The sequence below is a fragment of the Flavobacterium sp. ov086 genome (assembly GCF_900187965.1).
In the GTDB taxonomy this organism is placed as follows: Bacteria; Bacteroidota; Bacteroidia; order Flavobacteriales; family Flavobacteriaceae; genus Flavobacterium.
In genome coordinates this window covers 140,953-165,821 of the sequence record NZ_FZNL01000009.1, presented here as the reverse complement: position 1 = coordinate 165,821, position 24,869 = coordinate 140,953, and the positions used below count along the sequence as shown (strand labels likewise).

At 34.3% G+C, this 24,869-nt stretch carries 18 protein-coding genes; 14 read left to right on the top strand and 4 right to left on the bottom strand.

The features are described 5' to 3' along the window. Positions 1–45: 45 nt before the first annotated feature. The 5 genes from CHB81_RS12120 to CHB81_RS12100 all read left to right on the top strand — a co-directional run bounded on the left by CHB81_RS12120 (position 46) and on the right by CHB81_RS12100 (position 6,207). Positions 46–600 (top strand): K(+)-transporting ATPase subunit C, encoded by a 555-nt coding sequence (locus CHB81_RS12120; protein WP_089352128.1) that lies wholly within the window; start codon positions 46–48, stop codon positions 598–600. 439 nt (positions 601–1,039) lie between these two features. Then, a complete protein-coding gene (locus tag CHB81_RS12115) occupies positions 1,040–2,116 on the top strand; it encodes a porin (protein WP_089352127.1) in 1,077 nt (358 codons plus the stop codon). Between the two features lie 127 nt (positions 2,117–2,243). Then, complete coding sequence (locus tag CHB81_RS12110; protein ID WP_089352126.1) at positions 2,244–3,371, top strand: histidine kinase; 1,128 nt, start codon at positions 2,244–2,246, stop codon at positions 3,369–3,371. A 104-nt stretch (positions 3,372–3,475) separates the two neighbouring features. Then, the gene (locus CHB81_RS12105) at positions 3,476–5,194 is read left to right on the top strand and encodes an ATP-binding protein (protein WP_089352125.1); all 1,719 of its coding nucleotides are present in this window, start codon (positions 3,476–3,478) and stop codon (positions 5,192–5,194) included. Between the two features lie 251 nt (positions 5,195–5,445). Beyond that, on the top strand, positions 5,446–6,207 hold the full coding sequence (locus CHB81_RS12100) for a phosphatase PAP2 family protein (protein WP_089352124.1): 762 nt from the start codon (positions 5,446–5,448) through the stop codon (positions 6,205–6,207). A gap of 116 nt (positions 6,208–6,323) precedes the next feature. On the opposite strand, the gene CHB81_RS12095 is transcribed toward CHB81_RS12100, so the two are convergent. Continuing rightward, positions 6,324–7,097: a LexA family transcriptional regulator gene (locus CHB81_RS12095; RefSeq protein ID WP_089352123.1), complete on the bottom strand. Its 774-nt coding sequence runs from the start codon at positions 7,095–7,097 to the stop codon at positions 6,324–6,326. A gap of 85 nt (positions 7,098–7,182) precedes the next feature. On the opposite strand from CHB81_RS12095, the gene dinB reads away from it, so the two are divergent. From dinB to CHB81_RS12070, 5 genes are all read left to right on the top strand, one after another. Next, on the top strand, positions 7,183–8,364 hold the full coding sequence (gene dinB / locus CHB81_RS12090; protein ID WP_089352122.1) for a DNA polymerase IV: 1,182 nt from the start codon (positions 7,183–7,185) through the stop codon (positions 8,362–8,364). Between the two features lie 4 nt (positions 8,365–8,368). Then, a complete protein-coding gene (locus CHB81_RS12085; protein ID WP_089352121.1) occupies positions 8,369–11,428 on the top strand; it encodes a DNA polymerase III subunit alpha in 3,060 nt (1,019 codons plus the stop codon). Positions 11,429–11,503: 75 nt separating this feature from the next. Then, positions 11,504–12,883: an exonuclease domain-containing protein gene (locus tag CHB81_RS12080; RefSeq protein WP_089352120.1), complete on the top strand. Its 1,380-nt coding sequence runs from the start codon at positions 11,504–11,506 to the stop codon at positions 12,881–12,883. Positions 12,884–12,908: 25 nt separating this feature from the next. Continuing rightward, positions 12,909–13,535: an alpha-ketoglutarate-dependent dioxygenase AlkB gene (locus CHB81_RS12075; RefSeq protein ID WP_089352119.1), complete on the top strand. Its 627-nt coding sequence runs from the start codon at positions 12,909–12,911 to the stop codon at positions 13,533–13,535. 144 nt (positions 13,536–13,679) lie between these two features. Next, positions 13,680–14,141, top strand: coding sequence for a DUF1810 domain-containing protein (locus CHB81_RS12070; RefSeq protein ID WP_089352118.1), 462 nt, complete (start codon positions 13,680–13,682; stop codon positions 14,139–14,141). Positions 14,142–14,426: 285 nt separating this feature from the next. On the opposite strand, the gene CHB81_RS12065 is transcribed toward CHB81_RS12070, so the two are convergent. Then, the gene (locus CHB81_RS12065) at positions 14,427–15,836 is read right to left on the bottom strand and encodes an APC family permease (protein WP_089352117.1); all 1,410 of its coding nucleotides are present in this window, start codon (positions 15,834–15,836) and stop codon (positions 14,427–14,429) included. 497 nt (positions 15,837–16,333) lie between these two features. Here CHB81_RS12065 and CHB81_RS12060 point away from each other — a divergent pair, with 497 nt between their 5' ends. From CHB81_RS12060 to CHB81_RS12050, 3 genes are all read left to right on the top strand, one after another. Continuing rightward, on the top strand, positions 16,334–16,744 hold the full coding sequence (locus CHB81_RS12060; protein WP_089352116.1) for a DUF5958 family protein: 411 nt from the start codon (positions 16,334–16,336) through the stop codon (positions 16,742–16,744). Between the two features lie 572 nt (positions 16,745–17,316). Further along, positions 17,317–18,741, top strand: a complete 1,425-nt coding sequence (locus CHB81_RS12055) for a HAMP domain-containing sensor histidine kinase (protein WP_089352115.1) — start codon at positions 17,317–17,319, stop codon at positions 18,739–18,741. Continuing rightward, positions 18,731–19,117, top strand: coding sequence for a response regulator (locus CHB81_RS12050; protein ID WP_089352114.1), 387 nt, complete (start codon positions 18,731–18,733; stop codon positions 19,115–19,117). The genes CHB81_RS12055 and CHB81_RS12050 overlap by 11 nt, the downstream gene beginning before the upstream one ends. A gap of 8 nt (positions 19,118–19,125) precedes the next feature. Here the strand turns inward: CHB81_RS12050 and CHB81_RS12045 are convergent, their stop codons facing one another. Further along, positions 19,126–20,574, bottom strand: coding sequence for a LysM peptidoglycan-binding domain-containing protein (locus tag CHB81_RS12045; protein ID WP_089352113.1), 1,449 nt, complete (start codon positions 20,572–20,574; stop codon positions 19,126–19,128). A gap of 248 nt (positions 20,575–20,822) precedes the next feature. Between CHB81_RS12045 and CHB81_RS12040 the strand changes: the two genes are divergently transcribed. After that, entirely contained in the window at positions 20,823–22,208 is a 1,386-nt protein-coding gene (locus CHB81_RS12040; protein ID WP_089352144.1) for a carboxypeptidase-like regulatory domain-containing protein, read from the top strand. Between the two features lie 303 nt (positions 22,209–22,511). Here CHB81_RS12040 and CHB81_RS12035 read toward each other — a convergent pair whose 3' ends face one another. After that, positions 22,512–24,776 (bottom strand): aconitate hydratase, encoded by a 2,265-nt coding sequence (locus CHB81_RS12035; RefSeq protein ID WP_089352112.1) that lies wholly within the window; start codon positions 24,774–24,776, stop codon positions 22,512–22,514. Positions 24,777–24,869 lie beyond the last annotated feature (93 nt).

Here is a 24,869-nt window from a genome sequence, read left to right as displayed (position 1 = left end):
GTCTTAGCCACTTAGTAACTCAGCAACTTAGAAACTCAAAAAACAATGAAAACTATATTTTCACTATTAAAATTGACACTGCTTACCGTAATTCTGTTTGCAGTTATTTACCCTCTTGCAATTTATGGAATTGCTCAGTTTGCTCCTAATCAAGGAAAAGGAGAAACTATTTCGGTTAACGGAAAAGTGGTTGGTTATCAAAAAATCGGTCAGAAATTCGATAAGTCGAATTATTTCTGGGGAAGACCTTCGGCTGTAGATTATAATGCTGCCGGAAGTGCGGGAAGCAATAAAGGACCAAGCAATGCTGAATATTTGGCTTTGGTTCAAAAAAGAATCGATACGTTTTTAGTTGTTCATCCTTACTTGAAAAAATCTGAAATTCCGGCAGATATGGTTACGGCTTCCGGTAGTGGTTTAGATCCTAATATTTCTCCGGAAGGTGCTTTGATTCAGGTAAAACGTGTTGCCAAAGAAAGAAAATTAGCTGAAGATAAAGTAAAAGCTTTGGTTGAAGCAAATATCAATACGCCAAAAGTTATGGGAACTCCAACGGTTAATGTGTTGGAATTGAATGTGGCGCTTGATGGATTGAAGTAGTACGTTTTTAAACCCGACAGATTTTAAAAACCTGTTGGGTTTGACAAAGATTTTTGCCTGTTTTATCATTTCGACGGAGGGGAAATCGCACTCGTAACTCGACAAAGTTTGACGACATACTGTATGGAATTTCTAGTGTGATTTCTCCTTGCGTCGAAATGACAAACTCTTAGGGAAAAACTAAAACGTACAACTAATACCTAACAGGTTTTGGAAACCTGTTAGGATAATAAATGCCCTTTTTTTTCCAAAATGCCCTAGCCCCGATAGTAGTGGAAATCCTTTTACTTTTTTCTTTAAAAAGTAAAAGATTGAAACGGATAGCGGGAAATAGCTCCAAAAAAACTTGTTCAGATTGTGTATTTCTGTACGGAGATTTCTCCTTCGTCGAAATAACAAACTGGATGTAAGACCTACTTAAAAATACCACATTAAAAAAATGAAAAAAATTATACTTACCGCTTTAATCGCATTTGGTTTTAGCAATTTACATGCACAGGAAGAATCAAAAAGTCCGCTTACGTTTTCAGGATATGTAGACGTTTATTATAGTTATGATTTCGGGAAACCGGATAATCATACTCGCCCAAGCTTTTTTTATAACTATAACAAAAGCAACGAAGTGAACCTAAATTTAGGATTGGCAAAAGTGAATTACTCTAAAGATAATATTCGTGGAAATTTTGCCTTGATGGCGGGAACTTATGCCGAATATAATATGGCTGCGGAACAAGGTTTATTGAAGAATGTATACGAGGCAAATGTGGGTGTGAAGATTTCGCAAAGCCATAATTTATGGATTGATGCAGGAATTATGCCGGCGCACATAGGTTTTGAAAGTGCAATTGGAAAAGATTGTCCCACTTTAACAAGAAGTATTCTCGCTGAAAACTCTCCGTATTATGAAACGGGAGTAAAAATTGGTTACACCTCTGAGTCCGGAAAATGGTATTTGGCAGGAATGTATCTAAATGGCTGGCAACGTATTGAGAAAGTAAAAGGCAATCAAACGCCTGCTTTTGGAACACAAGTTACTTATAAACCATCAGACAGAGTGGTTTTGAATTGGAGTACTTATGTTGGAAATGAACAACCAGATATCGACAAAAAATGGCGTTATTTTAATAACTTTTACGGACAATTTAAAGTAACGGATAAAACAAATGTTACGGCTGGTTTTGATGTTGGATCCCAACAAGCGGCTAAAAACAGTAATAAATACGACACTTGGTTTTCGCCAGTTTTGATCGTGCAATACAAACCAACTGATAAAATTCAGCTTGCAGCTCGTGGCGAATATTATAGTGATGAAAAAGGTGTTATTATCGCAACGGAAACTCCAAATGGTTTTAAAACTTACGGATTTTCAGCTAACTTTGATTACTTAGTTACTGATAATGTAATGTTTAGATTAGAAGCAAGAAATCTTTCGAGTAAAGATGAAATATTTACAAAAGACAATCTTCCAACGAATACAAATACGTTTGTAACAACTTCGCTGGCGATTAGTTTTTAAACATTAAAAATTATTTTTTTACCATTAAGATATTAAGAAAGTTAAGCTTTGTCTTTATTAACTTAATGTCTTAATGGTTAAATAAAAATAAAAAACTTTGTGTCTTAGTGCCTTCGTGGCAAATATTATGAAACAGGAAAAAGAAAATAATGCACAGCACTTTCTCGATTTAATTCAGAAATCACGAAAAGGAAAGTTTAAAGTCTATATTGGGATGAGCGCCGGTGTGGGCAAAACTTATCGTATGCTGCAAGAAGCGCATTCGCTGTTGAAAAACGGAATTGACGTGAAAATTGGTTACATCGAAACACACATGCGCAAGGAAACGCATGAACTTTTATCTGGTTTGCCCGTAATTCCGCGGCGAACCATTTTCTATAAAGGGAAAGAGCTCGAAGAACTCGATGTACAAGCGATTATCAACCTTAGACCTGAAGTGGTAATTGTTGATGAACTGGCACACACGAATGTTGAAGGAAGCAAAAATGAGAAACGCTGGCAAGATGTTCTTGAGATTCTGGAAGCGGGAATCAATGTGATTTCGGCAGTGAATATTCAGCATATTGAGAGTCTTAATGAAGATGTAAAACGTATTACCAATATTGACGTTCAGGAACGAATTCCGGACAATGTTTTGCGATTGGCAGATGAAGTCGTGAATATCGATTTGACTTCTGAAGATTTGATTGCACGTTTGAAGGAAGGAAAAATTTATACGGCTGATAAAATTCAAACAGCTTTGACGAACTTTTTTAAATCGGATCAAATTCTACAATTACGTGAATTGGCTTTGAAAGAAGTGGCAAGTCAAGTCGTTCGAAAAGTTGAAAATGAGGTACCTCAACTTCATGCTTTACGTCACGAAAAACTTTTGGCTTGCATTAGCAGTAATGATAAAACGGCTAAAATTGTAATTAGAAAAGCAGCACGTTTGGCAAGTTATTACAATGGATCGTGGTATGTTTTGTATGTGGAAACACCCAGAGAAAGCAGCACAAAAATTGCATTGGACAAACAACGTCATTTGATTAATAATTTTAAACTGGCTGTACAATTAGGAGCAGAAGTGATTAAAATAGAAAATAAAAATATTGCAGATGCTATTTTAATAGCCGTTGAAGAAAAACATATTACAACTGTCTGCATTGGGAAACCACATTTGAATTTATTTAAAGTAATTTTGTCTACAACGATTTTCAGACGCTTATTAAATAGCTTGTCTTTATCGAATGTAGACCTTGTTATTTTGTCGTAATTTTTTTTACCATTAAGAAATTAAGAAAGATTAAGCTTTGGCTTTATGAAATTTAATAACTTAATGGTTCATATATAAAAAAACTTGTTTTTAAAACAAACGTCATGAGAATTAAAACTAAATTGAATCTGGGAGTTGGATTATTATTTTTAATGATTATCATACTTTCGCTAGTGAGTGGATATTCTGTTTTTTTGATAAAAGCAGACACTGAAAATATTCTGAAAGCAAATTATAATACGCTTGAATATTCCCGTAATATGATTTTGTCTTTGGATGAAATTAAAATGAATACCGATAATAAGATCCTTACTTTTAAAGAATATCTTGAAAAACAAACTCAGAATGTTACTGAGCCCGGTGAAAAAGAAGCAACAGCTAAACTTGAACAAGATTTTTTGCTTCTGCAAAAAAACAGCACAAATGAAACTGTAAAAACACAAATCAGGCAAGATATTTTCGCAATTATGAAACTCAATCTCGATGCCATAAAACAGAAAAGCGATATTGCAAAACATACCGCCGAAAATGCCAATTTATGGATTGCTATTGTGGGAAGTTTGTGTTTTTTGATTGCTTTTAACTTATTGGTTAATTTACCGAATAATATCGCCAATCCAATTAAGGAACTAACTCAGAGTATTAAAGAAATTGCTAATAAAAATTATTCAGAGCGTGTGCATTTTACCAATCACAATGAATATGGCGATTTGGCAAAATCGTTTAATACAATGGCACAAAAACTACAGGAATATAATAACAGTAATTTGTATAAATTATTCTTTGAGAAAAAACGACTCGAGACGCTTATCAATAATATGAACGATCCTATTATTGGACTGGATAATGAAGGAATTATTTTGTTTGTGAACGACGAAGCCTTGAAAATTATTGGAATGAAATCTGAGGATGTTATCGGAAAATCAGCTTCAGATTTGGCATTATCCAATGATTTAATACGCTCTTTAATTTTAAAAGACAATACTGATTCTTCTAAAAAACAGCCTCTTAAAATTTATGCTCATGGAAAAGAAAGTTATTTCGAGAAAGAAATCCTAAATATTACCATAATTCCAACTGGCGAAGAAAAAGAAATCAATATTGGCGATGTGATTATTCTTCGAAATATTACTCTTTTTAAGGAACTTGATTTTGCGAAAACTAATTTTATTGCCACCGTTTCGCACGAATTAAAAACACCAATTGCTTCTATAAAACTGAGTCTCCAATTGCTTCAAAACAACAAAACTGGTGACATGAATGACGACCAGAAACAATTGGTTGAAAGTATAAAAGATGATAGTCAGAGGTTATTGAAAATCACTGGTGAACTACTGAATTTATCGCAACTCGAAACTGGAAATATTCAGCTGAATATTGAAAAAAGCAATCCGTATAACATTGTAAACTATGCTGTTGAAGCAGTAAAAGTTCAGGCAGAACAAAAGCAAATAAAATTAGTAATTGATGCCAATGAAAACCTTCAAGATGTAAAAGCGGACAGTGAAAAAACAGGCTGGGTTTTGATTAATTATTTGTCGAATGCAATCCGATATTCTTCTGAAAAAAGTACAATTGTCATTCAATTAAAGAAGGAAAACAGTCAGATCATATTTCAGGTTATCGACACCGGAAAAGGAATTGACGCAAGATATAAAGACAAAGTTTTTGATAAATATTTTCAGGTTCCTGGAAGTCAAAAATCCGGAACCGGATTAGGATTAGCAATCAGCAAGGAATTTATTGAAGCTCAAAACGGAAACGTTGGTGTAGAAAGTAATTTAGGGCTGGGAAGTACGTTTTGGTTTTCGTTGAAAGTATAAAAAAGAGCCATCGGCTCAGCCAATTTTGTAGGGCTGTCCCGAAGCTTCGGTATTAATCCAGTTCAGCAAAAAGCATAAAATGTTATACATTTATATTTTCAACGGATTAAAAAATGATATAATATTTAGCCAATCTTAATCGAACTATCTCATTTAAAGCCAAGAAATTAATATTCGCTTAAGGTTAGATTAAGCCTAAAATAGTTGATTTGAACATACGTTATTATTGCAACTTATAACAATAACGAAAGATGTTTTACAAAGCGATTTCTCTGATGTTTTTATTTGTTTTTTTGAGTGCTAATGCACAACAAAACGACTCCATAACAAAAATTGACAGTACTTCACATAACCTGAAATTTAATTACAAACAATTAATTATTCCGGGTGTATTAATTGGATATGGTGTAATTGGTATTGGAAATGATCAACTCTTAAGTTTCAACCATCAAATCAAAGATGAAGTTACCGAAGATATTGACAAAAAAATCACTATTGATGATTTCTCTCAATATGCACCTGCAGCATCCGTTTATGCTTTGAATGCTTTTGGTGTAAAAGGCAAAAATAACATGCGTGATCGTTCTGTAATTTTTGTGACTTCGTATGTTATTATGGCTTCGACTGTTTTAGGTTTAAAATCACTCGTACATGAAGAACGTCCTGATGGAAGTTCTAACAATTCATTTCCTTCCGGGCACACAGCCACTGCTTTTGCCGGAGCCGAATTTTTATGGCAGGAGTACAAAGACAAATCCATTTGGTACGGAATTGCCGGTTATGCCGTAGCAACAGGAACCGGGCTTTTTAGAATTTACAACAATCGTCATTGGTTAACAGATGTTGCTGCCGGAGCCGGAATTGGTATTTTGAGTACTAAACTGGCGTATTGGATGAATCCATATATCACCAAAAAACTTTTTAAATCGTCTTCTGAAAACAAATCAACTTCTATGGTAATGCCTTTTTATAACGGGCAGCAATATGGGTTGGGTTTTGTGAAGGTTTTTTAGTTTTTTTTCGCCACGAATTCACGAATTTTGATTTAAAATAATTCGTGAATTCGTGGCGAAAAAAATAATCCTTCAAATCGGTGCATCCCGATAGCTATCGGGAGTGGCAAAAACTTCTACGTATTCGAAGTATTATTCTTAATCTCCATTACTTCTCTTTTTACCTCCAAAAGTAAGTCTTTCATGCTTTGTGATTCGGTTGCTTCGTGACGTTTATCACTACGTCCAATGCTGCATTCGTATTCCCAGATTTCAAGAATATCAGATGCTTTCACTTCATAATTCGGGTAAAAACGATTGTCTGATTCTAAAACCAAGGCATTCTTTTTATTCTTATTCAAACGTTTATAAACCATTCCTTCATTTTTGGTAATCAATATATAGGTCTTACCATCCATCACCTCTCCCAGTCTTTCTACATAACGACCAATAATAATGGATCCGTCTTCGTGTGGTGGCATCGAATCACCTTCTACCGGAAATCCGCGGTGTTTACCAGGTCCTAAAAACGGAAGAGAAACTTGTTGCAGACTTTCAATATATTCCGGATCGGCATAACCGTTTAGGTAACCTGCTTTTGCTTTTTGGGATACAATTTCGATGTAATTCTCCCCAAAACTATCTACTTGTATCGGTAAAATAAGTCGGTTGCCTTCTAATTTTATCAAGTTTTCTATGTTTATCTTTCGTATATCGACAGACAATAATAAATCAATGCTCATATGAAAGTATAAAGCAATTTGCTTTAAGATATCATATGGTGCTTCTGAAGTTCCGTCTTCGTATTTAACATATCTTCCTCGGGTAATTCTAAGGTTTTCAGCTAATTTCTCCTGCGATATTTTATGCTTAACCCTCAATGCTCTGATATTATCTGAAAATAAGGACATAATTTAATTTGTTATAATTTAGAACAACAAATATACAAAAAAATGTTATTATCTGTACTAATTTTGTTTCATACAAAACAAGGAAATGGCAAGGGCAATTGTACACATGGATTTGGATACTTTTTTTGTATCCTGCGAAAGGTTAACTAACTCAGAATTAAACGGAATTCCGTTGATTATTGGAGGTGGTGATCGTGGCGTTGTGGCCTCTTGTTCGTACGAAGCCCGCTATTTTGGAGTCCGTTCTGCGATGCCTATTCACATGGCGATGAAACTTTGTCCGCAAGCCAAAATTATCAAAGGTGATATGGAATTATACTCTCAATTATCACATGATGTAACACAGGTTATTCAGGAAAAAGCGCCAATTATGGAGAAAGCCAGCATTGACGAATTCTATCTTGACATTACCGGAATGGACCGTTTTCACGGAAGTTACAAATGGACTGATGAATTGGCAAAGTCAGTCATTAAAGAAACCGGACTTCCTATTAGTTTTTCCTTATCCATCAATAAAACCGTTTCTAAAATCGCTACTGGCGAAGGAAAACCAAGAGGAAATTTAGAAATTCCCGAAAATGATGTACAGGCTTTTTTAAACCCGTTATCGATTCAAAAAATACCAATGGTTGGAAATGTAACTTTTCAGCTATTATCTAGAATAGGCATTCGAACCATACAAACTTTATCTGAAATGCCTGCTGAAGTATTGCAACGCATGATTGGTAAAAACGGCTTGGATATCTGGAAAAAAGCTAACGGAATCGATAACACGCCTGTTGAACCTTATACCGAAAGGAAATCTATTTCTACCGAAACTACTTTTTCTCAAGATACAATTGATATTGAAAAACTCAAAAGAAAGCTTGTTGGAATGGTCGAAAAACTGGCTTTCCAACTTCGGTCTGAGCAATGGCTAACTTCAACAATTACGGTCAAAATACGTTACGCCAATTTTGATACCGAAACCAAACAATGCAAAATCGCTTATACCTCGGCAGATCATATTCTGACCAAAAATGTAATGGAATTATTTGATAAAGTTTACCAGCGTCGTATGCGATTGCGTTTAATTGGTATTCGCTTTAGCGGACTGGTTCGTGGTACGTATCAAATTGATCTTTTTGAAGATACTCAGGAAATGTTATCCCTTTATGCCGCAATGGATAAAATGAAAAGCCGTTACGGTTTTGACGCTGTTATGCGTTGCGCCGGAGCTCATTTTAAACCAAATAATAAAGATGAAATTTTAAAACGTATTAAATAAAATCATGTATCTCAATTGTCATTCTTTTCACTCGCTGCGCTATGGCACAATTTCTCTCGATAAACTCGTTGAGCAGGCTGTTTCGTGTGGTGTAAAAGCTGTGGCACTTACAGATATTAATACCGTTACCGGAATTTATGATTTTATAAGAGATTGCAAATCCAAAGGCATAAAACCTCTTGTGGGAATAGAATTTCGCTGCAATCATCAATTCCGGTATATTGGCTTAGCCAAAAATGCAGATGGACTTGGTGAAATGAATCGGTTTTTAACAGATCATAATTTCAGCGGAGAAACTTTGCCGTTGATTGCTCCTGAATTCAAGTCGGTTTTTATTATTTATACTTTAGAAAATGCTCCGAAAACCCTTCGTGAAAATGAATTTATCGGAATCCGATCAGATGAAATTTCTAAGCTTTTTACTTCGGGACATAATAATAAGATAGATAAAATGGTTGTGTTTCAACCGGTAACTTTTAGCAATAAAAGAGAATTTAATCTGCATAAAATTCTTCGTGCCATTGATACTAATATTATTTTATCAAAATTGACAGAAGCTGATTATTGCAGAACTTCTGAAAAAATGTTGCCTCTGGAATCGCTCTTGCCTTTTTATGAAAAATATCCTGAAATTATAACCAATACTCAGCAAATAATCGATTCTTGTAATTTTGAATATGATTTTACTCCAAAAAGAAACAAGAAACATTTTACTAAAAATCGTGAAGGTGATATCGCATTACTAACTGAATTAGCCTATGAAGGGTTATTATGGCGCTACGGCAAAGATCATAAAGAAGCAAAAGCACGTATCGAAAAAGAACTTAAAGTAATTGATGAATTACAATTCAGCGGTTATTTTTTAATCACCTGGGACATTATTCAATATAGTAATAGTCAGGGATTCATGCACATTGGCCGAGGCAGCGGCGCCAATAGCATTATTGCGTATTGTTTGGGTATCACTGATATCTGTCCGATAGAACTGGATTTATATTTTGAACGTTTTTTGAATTTAAATCGAAAAAGCCCTCCCGATTTTGATATCGATTGGAGTTGGAAAGAACGCAATACCATTTTAGAATATATCTTTAATAAATATGGTCGTGACCATGTTGCTTTTTGTGGAACTAATGTCGAGTTCAAGCATCGATCTATTTTTAGGGAAGTCGGAAAAGTTTTTGGTCTTCCGAAAGAAGAATTGGACATGCTTGCCAAAAATCCGATGGCATTACACGAAACTAATTCTATCGTAAAACTGGTACAGGAATACAGTATTATGATGAATAAATATCCCAATCAGCGTAGTATGCATGCTTGCGGAATTATCATTTCTGAAGAACCCATTACCAATTATACACCACTTGAAGTGCCTCCAAAAGGATTTCCTATTGTACTTTTTGATATGCATATTGCTGAAGAAATTGGTTTTGACAAATTCGATATTCTAAGCCAGCGTGGGATTGGTCATATTGATGATAGCGTAAAATTGATTGAGAAAAATCGAGGTATTAAAGTCGACATTCGTAACACTTCGATTTCTAAAGATGAAGCCATATGTAATATTTATTTGGCGCAAGGCCAAACTATTGGTTGTTTTTATATCGAAAGTCCTGCCATGCGCGGATTATTACGCCGACTCAATTGTGATAATTATAAAATTCTGGTTGCGGCTTCGTCAATTATTCGCCCGGGAGTTGCACAATCCGGAATGATGAAAGAGTATATTTTTCGCCATAACAATCCGGAACAGTTTCAATATTTTCATGATGTTTTCAAAGAACATCTTGGAGAAACTTACGGCATTATGGTGTATCAGGAGGATGTTATTAAAATCGCCCAACATTACGGAGGACTTGCCGCTGCTGACGGAGATATTCTGCGTCGCGCCATGTCCGGGAAAGGAAGGTCATTAGACGCTTTGCAAAAAGTAAAAGATAATTTCTTTGCTTCTTGCGCTCAACAAGGGCATCCAGAAGGACTTAGTCAGGAAATTTATCGCCAGATTGAATCCTTTGCCGGATTTTCATTTTGCAAAGCACACTCGGCTTCTTATGCTGTAGAAAGCTATCAAAGTTTATATCTCAAGATTAATTATCCTGTGGAGTTTATGACGGCGGTAATCAACAATCAAGGCGGATTTTACAGAACCGAGGTTTATGTACACGAAGCACGTATGTCTGGCGGAACGATTCTTAATCCTTGTGTGAATAAAAGTGAATATCAAACTACCGTTTACGGAACCGATATTTATTTAGGTTTTATGCATTTGCAGAGTTTAGAATCAAAAACCGCTCATTTAATCGAATCGGAAAGGGAGAAAAATGGTGATTATCTTTCTTTAGAAGATTTTATTCAACGCATTCCAATTGGAATTGAAAGCATGAAAATTTTGATTTTTATAGATGCTTTTCGTTTTACAGGAAAAACTAAAAATCAGCTTTTAGTTGTTGCTAGTTTGCTTCTAAACAATTTTAAACCCGAAAACAGAAGTTTAATGCTTATGCAGGAACCCGTTAAAGAATACAAGCTCCCTACGTTGGAACGTTCTTTATATGAAGATGCTTTTGATGAAATTGAACTTTTAAGTTTCCCAGTTTCCTGTACTGTTTTTGATCTCTTGCAAACCAAATATCGTGGAGATATTATGGCTAAAGATTTAGTAGTTCATCATAAAAAACAGGTTCGAATGCTGGCGTATTTAATCTCCAGAAAACACGTTCCTACTAAAAAAGGAACTATGTATTTTGGAACCTGGATCGATCACGAAGGTACTTATTTTGATACCGCACATTTTCCGGATTCTCTGGCACAATATCCTTTTCAGGGCGGCGGTTGTTACCTTTTGTTAGGAAATGTTGAAGTTGATTATCATTTCCCGACAATCACTATCATCAAAATGGCGAAAATGCCTTTTATTCCTGATCCGCGCTATATGGATGCAAAAGATCAATTTAAAACACAACGTCAAATTAAGGAAGATGTCAGTCCTACGCATCGTGCACCATATCCGCAAGGACATGAAATCAACTTGCCAAGACACCGAATGAAATTTCAAAATTAAAACCGTGATTTTAAAACCTATACTTCTATGTGTTAAAGTTTTAAATAACAAAAGAAGGATTTACGTTATATACAAATGAAAAAACAGGAATATGCTATAGTCGATATCGAAACCACAGGTGGAAACGCCAGTGGCAGCCGCATTACAGAAATTGCGATCATCATTCATGACGGAGAAAACGTGATTGAACGATATGAAACACTTGTTAATCCGGAAAAAGAGATCCCAATTTCGATTTTTGCCCTGACTGGTATTAACAATGAAATGGTGGCTAATGCACCAATCTTTGATGATATTTCAGATAAAGTTTTGGAAATGCTTACTGATCGTATTTTCGTCGCACATAATGTCAACTTTGATTATTCATTTGTTCGCCATCAACTGGAACAAGCAGGATTTAAATGGACGGCGAAAAAACTATGTACCGTTCGCGCAGCAAGAAAAATCAGACCTGGTTTTGCATCATACAGTTTGGGTAAACTTTGCAGTTCATTAGATATACCTTTAGAAAACCAGCACCGAGCCGGCGGAGATGCAGCTGCTACTGCAATTTTATTTTCCCGATTACTCGAATGGGACGATGAAGGTCATATAGAACAAATGATCAAAAACACGTCACAAGATCAGCGTTTACCGCCCAATTTACCTCCTGAAGATTTCAACAACTTACCGGAAAAACCAGGCGTGTATTATTTTTATAATGAAGTTAAAAAGGTAATTTATGTTGGTAAAGCAATCAACTTAAAAAAACGTGTAGCTTCTCATTTTAGCGGACATAAAATAAATCCGCAAAGACAACATTTCCTGCGGGATATCTACAGTATTTCCTTTGAGGTTTGTGGTAACGAATTGATGGCACTCTTGTTAGAATGCACAGAAATCAAGCACCTTTGGCCAACATACAATAGAGCACTAAAACGTTTTGAACCAAGATTTGGGTTATATCAATATGAAGCCCGCAATGGATACAAATATCTGGCAATTGGAAAACTCAATAAATTTCAGTCATGCATTGAACATTTCAGCAGTATACATGAAGGAACAAATATACTGCGGGGTTTGGCAGAACAATTTGAAATTGATTATAGATTTTGCAAATATTCAAGACCTGAAGAAGGAGAAATATTTAAAAATAATGATGTAAAAGAATTACCGGATGTTTCGCTGCATAATGAACAAGTCGACAATGCTATTGATTTTTTATTAAGTAACAGACCCACTTTTGCAATTATAGAAAAAGGAAGAACAGCACACGAACGAAGCTGTATCTGGATAGAAAATGGACATTTTTATGGTATGGGATATATTCCGTTAGATGTTGCAATTACTGATCCATCAGAAGTAAAAAATTATGCTACACCTTATAAAAGCAATCAATACATTGTGCAATTGATTTTTGCTTACGCAGAAAAAAATCCACGTAAAGTTTTTTTCAACAAGAACTTATTAAAATAGAGCTATAAACTTAAAGTATTGACTTATGACACTATTTAGCGATACCGAATTATTTGCGACAGGTTTAAAAGGAAAAAAAATATTTGACCTCCCTGATGCAGAACTTATTTTGATTGATAACTTCTTTACCAAAGAAGAATCTGATCGTTTTTATGAAAAATTACTTCGTCAGACTAAATGGAGGGAATATGAAATGGAAATGTATGATAAAATTGTTACAGCTCCCCGAATGATTTCCTGGTATGAAGACAAAGATAATATCGGAGCAGATCAAAATGGTCCGGACTGGACTTATGAATTATTAACTATTAGAGGCCGTGTTGAAAGAGAAACTCAACTTGAATTTAATAGTCTGTTGCTAAATCTATACCGAAACGGCAGCGATGGTGTTGCGTGGCACAGCGATAAAGAACATAATTCAGGACCAAACCCAATTATTGCTTCGGTGACTTTTGGAGAAACGAGAATGTTTAGATTACGTCATAAATTCCGAAAAGATATTCCGCAAGTTGAGATCCCTTTACATCACGGTTCTTTTTTATTAATGGCGGGTACAACCAATAGTTTCTGGCAACATCAGGTTCCTAAAACTGCCAAAAATGTGTTACCCAGAATAAATTTAACCTTTAGAAGAACTAAACGAAGTGAATGATTATAAATAACTATAAATGAGTTTATAACGACGAGGAAAATTCCTCCTCAAAAAGTTAAAATACTCAGTGTATGCACCTTTTATTAGGCAGACCCTATCTTTTTTACTACTTTTGCAACCTTTTTTTATATATACATTACCAAAATGGCTCACTCAAACAATGATTTATTGCGTTTCTTAGATGCGCAAAACAAACTTTATCTTACTGCTTTTTCTGAAATCAAAAAAGGTAAAAAAGAAACACACTGGATGTGGTTCATTTTTCCTCAGATTAAAGGATTAGGCAAAAGCGATACTGCAAATTATTATGCCATTAACGACCTGAAAGAAGCAACCGAATATTTAGAACATCCTATTTTAGGAAAACACCTTATAGAGATTTCTGAGTTATTTTTGACTTTCAAAAGAAAATCGGCCGACGGAATTTTAGGTGATTTAGATGCACGTAAATTGCGTTCGTCTATGACGCTTTTCTCTTTGGTCGAAAATACAAATCCTGTATTTCAAGAAATACTAGAAGCATTTTTCTCCGGAGAATCAGACCCTCTTACCTTGTCTATTATTAATTCAACTATAAAATCATCTGTTGAAACTGAAATGGTGTAATTTACACCAACAGCTTTTTAGATTATTTAAATTAAAAGACACTACATTTTTTGCTTTTGCAAATTGGGTAGTGTCTTTTTTTTACTCACAGATTTAACGGATTAAACGGGTTTATGCTGATTTTTATAATTCAAAAAAAATACAAAAAATGCCTTGCTAAAAGCAAGGCATTTATATTTTGAAGCATAATTAAAAGTAAAAAAATAAAACCTGTGTAAATCCGCGGGTAAATTCATGTCGTATTTAAACTTTGAACCTTTGCACCTCTGAGCCTCTGCACCTCTCTTATTCTTTCGGTTTTGTTAAGTAATATACCGGAATTCCAGTTAGCATAATTAATACTCCCCAACCACATGTTGAGAATTTTGTGATTAATAATGAGATACAAATTGCTGTTGCAACTACGATATAAAACATTGGTAAAAAAGGATACCCAAATGCTCTGTAAGGTCTTTCAAGATCCGGCATTTTTTTTCGTAAGATGAAAATTCCGTAAATTGTAAGTATGTAAAAAATCAATACAATGATGATTACAAAATCTAATAAATCTCCATATTTACCAGTCAAACACAAAGCCGAAGCCCAAATACATTGTGCCCAAAGCGCCCATGCCGGAACTCCTGATTCGTTTAAAACTGCCGCTTTTTTAAAGAACAAACCATCTTGCGCCATTGTATAATAAACTCTTGCTCCAGCCATAATTAATCCGTTATTGCAGGCAAAAGTCGAAATCATAATCATAATTGCAATGATTAACGTCCCGATGTCTCCAAAAATATAATCAGAAGCTACAACTGCCACTCTATCTGATTTTGCCGTTGCAATTTCGTTTAACGGAACTACTGCCAAATACATCAAATTTGTCAAGACATAAATAATCGTCACAATAAAGGTTCCTAAAAACAAACTGAAACCTACATTTCGCTTTGGATTTTTGATTTCTCCCGCGATAAAAGTCACACCATTCCAAGCGTCACTTGAGAATAATGATCCAACCATTGCAGCAGATATTCCAGTAATCAAAGCCGTTCCACCTATTGGCAGCCAAGAACCATTATCAGCATTATACATACGTGGTGTCCAGGCATCAGTCCAGTTAGCGTCCCAAATTGAAGCCTTTGCTCCTAATGTTAATCCAAAAACGATTAAACCTAACAAGGATAATATTTTGATAATTGTTAGAACCGTCTGAAGAATTTTTCCGTTTTTTACCCCTCGGCTGTTAATAAAAGTCAGTAGGATTATCGTAACAATTGATACTAACTGTGCAGCATTGAGTTTAAAAGAACCTAATTCATAAAGTATATTTTCGTCGCTTAAAGGTTCATAGAGATAAGCAGCAAACTTCGAAAATGCTACACCAACGGCAGCAATAGTCCCTGTTTGAATCACGGCGAAAAAACTCCAACCGTATAAAAATGCGATTAGTTTATTATATGCCTCTTTAAGATATACATACTGTCCTCCTGCTTTTGGGAACATCGCACTCAACTCGCCGTAACTTACTGCGGCTATAATAGTGATCAATCCAGAGATTAACCATATTAATGTTAGCCATCCCGCAGATCCTACTTGTCTGGCAATATCAGCACTTACAATAAATATCCCGGATCCAATCATAGAACCCACAACAAGCATGGTTCCGTCTAATAATCCGAGTTCTCTTTTAAAATTTTCCTGGTCGTTTTCTTGCATTTTTTTGCTTTTTGGGTTGGTTAAAGATATACTTTTTTTAGAAATTTTAGATTTTAGACTGCAGATTTTAGATTCTTTAGAAATATTGTGGGCGTGCCCCTCCGGGTCGGGCTTTCGGCTAAATTCCCGATTAACAAAACTACGGCTAAAAAGCCTTGTTTTTCTAAATCAGGAGATACCGCCTCAAACAAGTTCACTGAACTCCGATAAAAAAATAGATTCAAGTGAAGCAATCCCTCACGCAAATCTCATTTCCATTATAAATTTTAAATAGTAATTACATTGATAGTTTTCAATAAAATTATACTTTTTCATCTTTTTGCATTTGGTATCATATAAAAATAGATTCAAACAAAAAATAAGTTTTAATGGTAATGTATGGTAAGCAAAAAAGCTGTAGCCTTAAAAAAAGCTGCAGTTTTTTCACTTAAAAAAATTTATATCTTCGAATTGAATTTATTTCAAAAATAAATTTCACAAAAAAACTCATGTTTTAAATGTATCAACACGAAGAAATAATCAACAAAATTGCACAAGACAAAATAAATTTTGAACTTGGTACAAAGCTTTTAGAAGAAGAAAAATATAATTTTGAAATACTCTTTGCATTCTTAAAAAATTATATATTCAACTCTATTCCAGATAAAACAGACTATAATACTGAAACTTATCAAAACGCGATAAATACAATTCCCTTAAAACCAACTTATACTTCAATTGTAATTCTAAAAAGTTTTACCCCAAAAATTGCCTTTAATAAATTGGCTAAACTTCCTAAAAATGAAAATACAAAAACGATAATCTCATTAGTTTGGATTTTTAAAGTCACTGATACTGAAAGACGAAATACAGAGTGTAAGAATGGTTGTGGACATTTCTGGCATCAAAATTTGAAGCATGAGAATTGACAACCTTCGCAGATACCTATACTACACCATAATGTTTTATGAGAAATTTATTTATTGGGTAAATCTATCTGAAATTTCAGAATAATATATTTCAATTTGAGATTGTAAAACTGACAAACTAAAGGTTATTACAAAAAAGGCTTTTGAAAAAATCAGCAAATAAAACATTCATTAGACGAAATTCAATTGTTAAACAAAACAGACTCTCTACCTTTATTTCTATTTCCCTTGAAGTACTGAGATTTAATCCTATTCTGATTAGACCAAAGCTCAAGCACCATTTATTCTTTTCAAAAAATAATATTCAATTATTTCATTATCAGTATTTTAAACTATAAAAATAAATTTAACAAGAAAAAATAAATCATCCGTTAAACTCCACCCTTTTTTTGCTAAATTTGATACTGGACTTAATCAGTCCTAAAATTTCAAACATTTCATTAACAATTGTTTACCTTTTTAGACTAATTAAATAATCACCCAAAAAGATTATAAAAACAGAGAAAAACAGCTTACAAAGCAACCTTTGCAAGACAGAAGAACTAAATTATTAACGTACAAATTCAAAAATTATGTCTAAGGTCCAATTTTTAAAAAAACTACGTTTTCCTAATGTCTTTATTCTTTTATTGATAGTGTTTATATCTTGCGCTTTATTAATTTGCATTAACTTTTTTACAATCAAAATCTTATCTGCAAACAGGGCATATGTCAATGGCGAATCACATTATTCAAAAGGTCAAAAAGATGCTTCACGCCATCTTATAACTTATCTTTTTACCAAAGACAAAAATCAATGGAAATTGTATCAGGAAGAATTAAAAGTTCCGCAAGGAGATGGCATTGCCCGAGAAACACTTTTAAAAGCTGGTGACAATGCAGTAGCCCGAAAAGCTTTACTTGTAGGCAGAAATCATCAAGACGATCTGGATGATTTGATTTGGTTATTTGTCAACTTCAAACAAATTTCATACTTGTCAAAAGCTATACACGAATGGGGTCAGGGTGATCAGTTAATCTTTAAATTATTTGTTATTGGCGAACAAATCAATGCCAAAATAAGCCACGACATTTTGAGTATTGATGATCAAAAAAAATTCCTTCAGGAAATTAGTGTCATAAGTGACAAGCTTACCATTAACGAACGAAATTTCTCGAATACGCTGGGAGAAGGAACCCGAAAAATAAAATTTTTACTTACCATTTTCAATATCACCTTCATACTTATTATAGTTTGCAGCGTTTGTCTTTATTATTCGATAATGGTAAAACGTTTAATTGTTTCTAAAAAAGAAACTGAAACTAAAAATGAGAATCTAATTCTTGTTAATCATGAGCTTGATCGTTTTGTTTATAGTGCCTCACATGATTTGAGATCTCCCATAACTTCTTTGAAAGGTTTGATAGAAATTACCCAACTGGAAGATGACGTTACTCAAATTAAAAACTACCTGAGTTTGATGTATCAAAGTCTTGCCAAACAAGATCAGTTTCTAAGTGACATTATTGATTATTCAAAAAATAAGCGAATACAAATCATAATGGAACCGGTTAGCTTGCAAAACTTGTTCAACGAATCAATTTCGCAATTAATGCACATCGAAAATGCCAACAGAATAACTTTTAGACAAGAATTATTGGTTGATCAAATTCAGAGTGATGGTTTGCGCCTAAAAATTATTATCAGCAATTTACTTTCTAATGCTATAAAATATGCTGACAACACTAAACAGGAAATGTTTATTTCTATAAAAACTTATATTCAGGAGGGTTTTAATAAAATTGAAGTTGCTGATAACGGAATTGGCATCAACGACGAATTTAAAGACTATATTTTTGAGATGTATTATGGTACAAATAAAAACAAAGGATCTGGTTTAGGTCTTTATATTGTAAAAGAAGCTGTTGAGAATATCAAAGGAAACATTTCTGTGTTTTCGGAAAGTAAGATTGGCAGTAAGTTTATTGTAGCAATCCCTAACGCTTATGGAACTTAAACCTTTATTTTTGTTGATTGAAGACAACCTAATCGACCAGCTTGTTACGACGCAATTACTAAAAAAAATACTTAGTGTTGACCAAGTAGCTATTGCAAATAATGGCAAAGAAGGTCTTCAATGGCTCAACGCTAATAAAAGGAATAAACAATCCCTTATCATCTTACTAGATATTCAGATGCCAATTATGAATGGTTTTGAATTTTTGGAAGAATTCCACAGACTTAGTAACGAAGTAAAAAAAGGAATTCAAATTTATGTTCTTTCGTCGACTTTAGATTCTGACGAAATTAGACTGATTGAAGAAAATCCGTATGTAACTGATTTTTTAAATAAGCCTTTTCCAATTGAAGAATTAAAAAGGAAGCTTTTATAATTGAAAAGCTATTGTAAAACACGATTTACCTGAGAAAAGGTTCTTCCGTAATATGGCTCTTTTGTTGACGAAATCATTACTCCGCCGTGTGTTGACGAGTGAACAAATTTAATTTCTCCATCCAGCACTTCAACTACCATTCCAACATGGTTAATATGCCGCCTTCCATTTGTTCTAAAGAAAATTAAATCACCTTTCTGAGCCTCTTCTGAGTTGACTTTGAAACCAATTCGAGATTGTTCGATAGAACTTCTTGGCAGCTTAATATCAAAACTATTAAAAGTACAAATCATTAATCCTGAACAATCAAAACCTGCTCTTGTGGTTCCGCCCGATCGATATCTTACTCCAATATTTTCAGTCGCATTTACAATCAATTGATCTACTAATTCTGAGTGATTACTTACTCTTATTACTGTCGATGAATCTTCTTTAATTTCTGAATTTTCTGCAACCTGAACAGGAGGAGCTAAAGTATCTTTTGCAACCACCGCAGCGTTTGAAGCTTCTAAAGCAGCAGCTTTTTCTTTTGAAGTACGAATTTTCAACACATAACCAACTGGTAATTTCCCTTTTATAAACGGGTTTTGGCGCTCTAGTTCTGCAACTGTTATTCCGTATCTTTTTGCAATTGCATATTTTGTTTCTTTAGGCAAAACCTCAACAGCAACTTCAACATCTGATGTTGAAGGAATAACTTCTGGTTTTCCAGCTTCTGTAACCTGAGTTGCATTTTCTAAAGTTACAACAGTATTTTCTGCAACCTGGGTTTGAGATGTTATAGAAGTATCTTTTATTTGCTGATTGGCTTTTTCTTTTGAAGTTCTAATTTTTAAAAGATAACCAACTGGCAATTTTTTCTTAATAGATGGGTTTTGTCGCTCCAGTTCTGCAACTGTTATTCCATATTTTTTGGCAATAACATATTTTGTCTCTTTCGGCTTTACCTCAACAAAGACTTCTACATCTGTTGAAGGGATTATTTCCTGATTTTCTGGTTTCTGATTTTTACTTGTATTTTCTCTCGATACAATAGCTTTAGACGGGATATTAAGCTTCTGCCCTATTTTCAGATCATCACTTTCCAATGTCGGATTTGCCTTTTTTAAATCATCAACAGAGATATTATATTTTTTTGAGATTACCCAAAGATTTTCTTTTTCTTGTACTTCGTGCAGATTTGAATTTAAAATTATTGCAGGAGCTGTATTGGCAATAGTTTCCGTTTTTTTTGTCGCGACCTTTTTATTATTATTCGGAATTAATAGAACCGAATTTAACTTCAAAATTTTAGGCGCATCAGGATTTGCCTCTGCAATATCTTTTGGTTTTACTCCATATTTCTTAGCAATTGTAGTAAGGTTGTCTCCTTTTGAAATGGTGTGTTTAATGTATTTTTCCTGAGAAAAAGCACCGACACTGAAAAAAAACAATACTATTACTAATCTAAAAACCATTATCTATTGAAATTTATTTGTCACTCTACTTTTGAGATTAAAATGTCTAACTTTAAACTCAAAAACATCAATTATATTACTCGTAAGGCGAATTTAACTTTTTAAAGTAAAAAAAACACGTTTTTTAACAACTTATTTGGTTGAAATTAACAAAATCGGCATAGAAATTGAGCCAACATTTTGAAACAGTACACTTTATAAAAATCAGCATTTTTAAGTCTAAAACTAACTCAAAACCTGAAAACCTTGTGAAAAAACTAATCTTAACACTCTTTTTCCTGCCTTTAGTATCAATTGCTCAAAACATAAAAGGTATTGTTGTTTCTGAAAAAAACAATCTTCCTATTGAAGACACCAATATTTTCGCTTTATCCAGCCATGTTGGAACTTTAACAAGTACAAAAGGCGAATTTTCTTTGAAACTTCTCACAGAATTTAAAGACTCTGACACGTTACAATTTTCTCATGTTGGTTTTATAACTACAAAAATTACCGTTACAGATTTAAAGAAACTAAATTTCAAAGTTTCACTTCCCGAAGATGTCGAAAACCTAAAAGGCTTAACGATTTCTTCCAATCAAAAAATAAGATTAAAATCAAAACTACATTCTACCAAATTAGAACCTTTAAAATACGGAATCTACGCTTTCGGTTCTATTTTGAAAGAGGACAAAATTTATGTTATAGGCGGGGATGCAAGTTACAAAACAGATCCATGGGAAAAAGTTAAACGCGAAAGACCTGATTTTACCATGGCAGATTACCTGAGAGAAGTTATGTTTCAATCTAATGGGGAATTCTACAAAGACAAATTATTGATTTATGATATTAAAAATGATTCATGGGAAAACTCCGAACTAAAATTCAAAAAAAGAGCGTATCATAACCTTAATTATTACGACAATAAAATCTATATTATAGGAGGAAAAAGAATATCTGCAAATGGAAAATTTCAGTATCTACAAGATGAAATTGAGGTATTTGACACCAAAAAGCAAAGCATTACCGTTGACAAAACAAATCCGCATCAGGCTTCTGACGCCGCTTCTTTTACCTACAGTGACAATATTATAGTAATTGGCGGTTCTATAAAAATGAACACAGAAAACAATAAAAAAGTCTTTACAAACAAGGTACATCTTTATAATATTACTTCTGGTTATTGGTACGAACTTGCAAGTATGCCAACTGCCAAAGAAGCTTCGGGAGTATTGGTTAATGACAAAATTTATCTTATTGGAGGAAATAACGGAAATCCTTTGTCTGAGATTGAAACTTTTGATTTGGCTACTGAAAAATGGCAAACCGAAGGGGAATTATTTGATGGATTAGAAAAACCTGCTGTAACTTATCATGATAACACCATTTACTTTTTTGAAAATGATAAAATGTATGTTTACGATATTAAATCAAAACAGTTAAAACAATATCTTACAGATCTTAGCTTAAAACAATCGAGCATGCACTACTATAATGGTAAATTGTATATTTTAGGAGGAAGCACTGAAAACTCTTATTCAAGCACACCTTCGGCAAATGTTTATAGTATTAATGTTGATGAATTTGAAACGACTCAACTGAATAAGATTAAGGTTTTGTCATCCGGATCAAATTTAGCTAAAGCAAATGATTGATATTGTTTGAATTTAGTTTATTATTTGAAAAATGTCTTTTCTTATAAAAAACAAGCCATGTAAATAACTCAACAAAGAAAATTTTACCGCAAGGTTTTGTGAATTGCGCTTTGCTTTGAGATCACAAAGGGATTGTGTTTAAAATTGATTTATAATATTTGTGCCCTAGCCCAGATAGAAGCGGCATCCTTTTTTATGGCTTTTTCTGCCATAAAAAAGATATAGCGAATAGCTGGAAATAGCTCCTAATAAAAAAACGCCCTGTTTTCACAGAGCGTTTTTAGTATAATTGAATCTTAAAGATTATGCTTTTCCGGCAGCAATTAAGTTTAATGCTGAACCTGCAACGAACCAGCCAATTTGACCAGCGTTGTAAGTATGGTTTGCCAGGATAATATCTTTTGTACCATTTGCGTGAACGAATTCTAACGTTAATGGTTTTCCCGGAGCGAACTCCGTTAAATCAGTAAAGTTAATAGTATCATCTTCCTGGATTTTATCATAATCTGCTTCATTAGCAAATGTCAATCCTAAAAGTCCTTGTTTTTTAAGGTTTGTTTCGTGAATACGAGCAAACGATTTTACTAATACAGCTTTAACTCCTAAGAAACGTGGCTCCATAGCCGCATGCTCACGAGATGAACCTTCGCCATAATTGTGATCTCCCACAACGATAGACGGAACTCCTGCTGCTTTGTATGCACGAGCTACAGCTGGAACTGCATCATAAGTACCCGTTAATTGATTTTTAACTGAATTTGTTTTTTGGTTAAATGCATTTACTGCACCAATCAACATATTGTTAGAAATATTATCTAAATGTCCACGGAAACGTAACCATGGTCCTGCCATAGAAATATGATCCGTCGTACATTTTCCAAATGCTTTGATTAATAATTTTGCTCCCGTAATATTTTTACCATCCCAGGCATCAAACGGAGCTAATAATTGTAAACGCTCTGATGTTGGGCTTACAACAACCTGAACTCCTGAACCGTCTTCAGCCGGAACCTGGAAGCCCGGATCTTTAACATCAAATCCTTTCGGAGGCAATTCGTCTCCTGTTGGAGCTTCAAGCATTACTTCTTCACCGTCTTCGTTAATTAAAGTATCTGTTAATGGGTTAAAACCTAAATCTCCTGCAATTGCCATAGCGGTAACCAATTCTGGCGAACCTACGAAGGCTAAAGTATTTGGGTTACCATCTGCACGTTTTGAGAAGTTACGGTTGAAAGAGTGAACAATAGTGTTTCTTTCTTCTTTCTCTGCTCCTTCTCTGTCCCACATACCAATACATGGTCCGCAGGCGTTAGCAAAAACGGTTGCTCCGATTTTCTCGAAAGTATCTATAAATCCATCTCTTTCGATTGTATAACGAACTACTTCTGAACCCGGAGTAATTGTAAATTGAGATTTAGTTTTTAAGTTTTTAGCACTTACTTGTCTTGCCAAAGAAGCTGCACGAGAAATATCTTCGTAAGAAGAGTTCGTACAAGAACCTATTAAACCTACCTGAATTTGTAATGGCCAGTTATTTTTGATCGCTGCTTCTTTCATTTTAGAAATTGGAGTCGCTAAATCCGGCGTAAATGGTCCGTTTAAGTGCGGCTCTAATTCTGTTAAGTTGATTTCGATAACCTGATCAAAATATTTCTCAGGATTAGCATAAACTTCCGGATCTCCGGTTAAGTAAGAAGCCACTTTATCTGCAGCATCAGCAACATCTGCTCTGTTTGTAGAACGCAGGTAACGACTCATAGAATCATCATAACCAAAAGTTGAAGTTGTTGCTCCAATTTCAGCACCCATATTACAAATAGTACCTTTACCAGTACATGACATAGAAGTTGCACCTTCTCCAAAATATTCAACGATTGCTCCTGTACCACCTTTTACAGTAAGAATACCGGCAACTTTAAGGATAACATCTTTAGGAGCAGTCCATCCTGATAATTTACCCGTTAGTTTTACTCCAATTAATTTAGGAAATTTTAATTCCCAAGCCATACCGGACATTACGTCTACGGCATCTGCTCCACCAACACCAATAGCTACCATTCCTAAACCGCCTGCATTTACAGTGTGCGAATCGGTACCAATCATCATTCCTCCAGGGAAAGCATAATTTTCAAGTACTACCTGGTGAATAATTCCAGCTCCTGGTTTCCAGAAACCAATTCCGTATTTATTTGAAACTGACGATAAGAAATCGAAAACTTCGTTACTTTGTGTTTTTGCTCTGGCCAAATCGGTTGCAGCATCTACTTTTGCCTGAATCAAGTGATCACAATGCACCGTTGTAGGTACTGCAACTTTAGGTTTACCAGCGTGCATAAATTGTAATAATGCCATTTGCGCCGTTGCATCCTGACACGCTACACGATCCGGAGCAAAATCAACATAATCTACTCCTCTTCCAAACGCCTTCGTTGGATTTCCATCCCAAAGGTGATTGTACAAAATTTTCTCCGTTAAAGTAAGTGGACGACCAACAATCTCGCGTGCTTTGTCAACACGCCCTGGCATGTTCTCATACACTTTTTTAATCATTTCAATATCAAAAGCCATAAGTATAATTGTTTTTGTTTTTTTATTTTGAACATGACAAGTTACGAAAAATAGAGTAGGTAGAAAAGAAAAAGCCCGAGTTTATACTCGGGC

Excerpts from the sequence above, each read along its gene's own strand:
- CHB81_RS12120 (WP_089352128.1), top strand. The coding sequence starts at position 46 with ATGAAAACTATATTTTCACTATTAAAATTGACACTGCTTACCGTAATT.
- CHB81_RS12115 (WP_089352127.1), top strand. The coding sequence starts at position 1,040 with ATGAAAAAAATTATACTTACCGCTTTAATCGCATTTGGTTTTAGCAAT.
- CHB81_RS12110 (WP_089352126.1), top strand. The coding sequence starts at position 2,244 with ATGAAACAGGAAAAAGAAAATAATGCACAGCACTTTCTCGATTTAATT.
- CHB81_RS12105 (WP_089352125.1), top strand. The coding sequence starts at position 3,476 with ATGAGAATTAAAACTAAATTGAATCTGGGAGTTGGATTATTATTTTTA.
- CHB81_RS12100 (WP_089352124.1), top strand. The coding sequence starts at position 5,446 with ATGTTTTACAAAGCGATTTCTCTGATGTTTTTATTTGTTTTTTTGAGT.
- CHB81_RS12095 (WP_089352123.1), bottom strand. The coding sequence starts at position 7,097 with ATGTCCTTATTTTCAGATAATATCAGAGCATTGAGGGTTAAGCATAAA.
- dinB (WP_089352122.1), top strand. The coding sequence starts at position 7,183 with ATGGCAAGGGCAATTGTACACATGGATTTGGATACTTTTTTTGTATCC.
- CHB81_RS12085 (WP_089352121.1), top strand. The coding sequence starts at position 8,369 with ATGTATCTCAATTGTCATTCTTTTCACTCGCTGCGCTATGGCACAATT.
- CHB81_RS12080 (WP_089352120.1), top strand. The coding sequence starts at position 11,504 with ATGAAAAAACAGGAATATGCTATAGTCGATATCGAAACCACAGGTGGA.
- CHB81_RS12075 (WP_089352119.1), top strand. The coding sequence starts at position 12,909 with ATGACACTATTTAGCGATACCGAATTATTTGCGACAGGTTTAAAAGGA.
- CHB81_RS12070 (WP_089352118.1), top strand. The coding sequence starts at position 13,680 with ATGGCTCACTCAAACAATGATTTATTGCGTTTCTTAGATGCGCAAAAC.
- CHB81_RS12065 (WP_089352117.1), bottom strand. The coding sequence starts at position 15,836 with ATGCAAGAAAACGACCAGGAAAATTTTAAAAGAGAACTCGGATTATTA.
- CHB81_RS12060 (WP_089352116.1), top strand. The coding sequence starts at position 16,334 with ATGTATCAACACGAAGAAATAATCAACAAAATTGCACAAGACAAAATA.
- CHB81_RS12055 (WP_089352115.1), top strand. The coding sequence starts at position 17,317 with ATGTCTAAGGTCCAATTTTTAAAAAAACTACGTTTTCCTAATGTCTTT.
- CHB81_RS12050 (WP_089352114.1), top strand. The coding sequence starts at position 18,731 with ATGGAACTTAAACCTTTATTTTTGTTGATTGAAGACAACCTAATCGAC.
- CHB81_RS12045 (WP_089352113.1), bottom strand. The coding sequence starts at position 20,574 with ATGGTTTTTAGATTAGTAATAGTATTGTTTTTTTTCAGTGTCGGTGCT.
- CHB81_RS12035 (WP_089352112.1), bottom strand. The coding sequence starts at position 24,776 with ATGGCTTTTGATATTGAAATGATTAAAAAAGTGTATGAGAACATGCCA.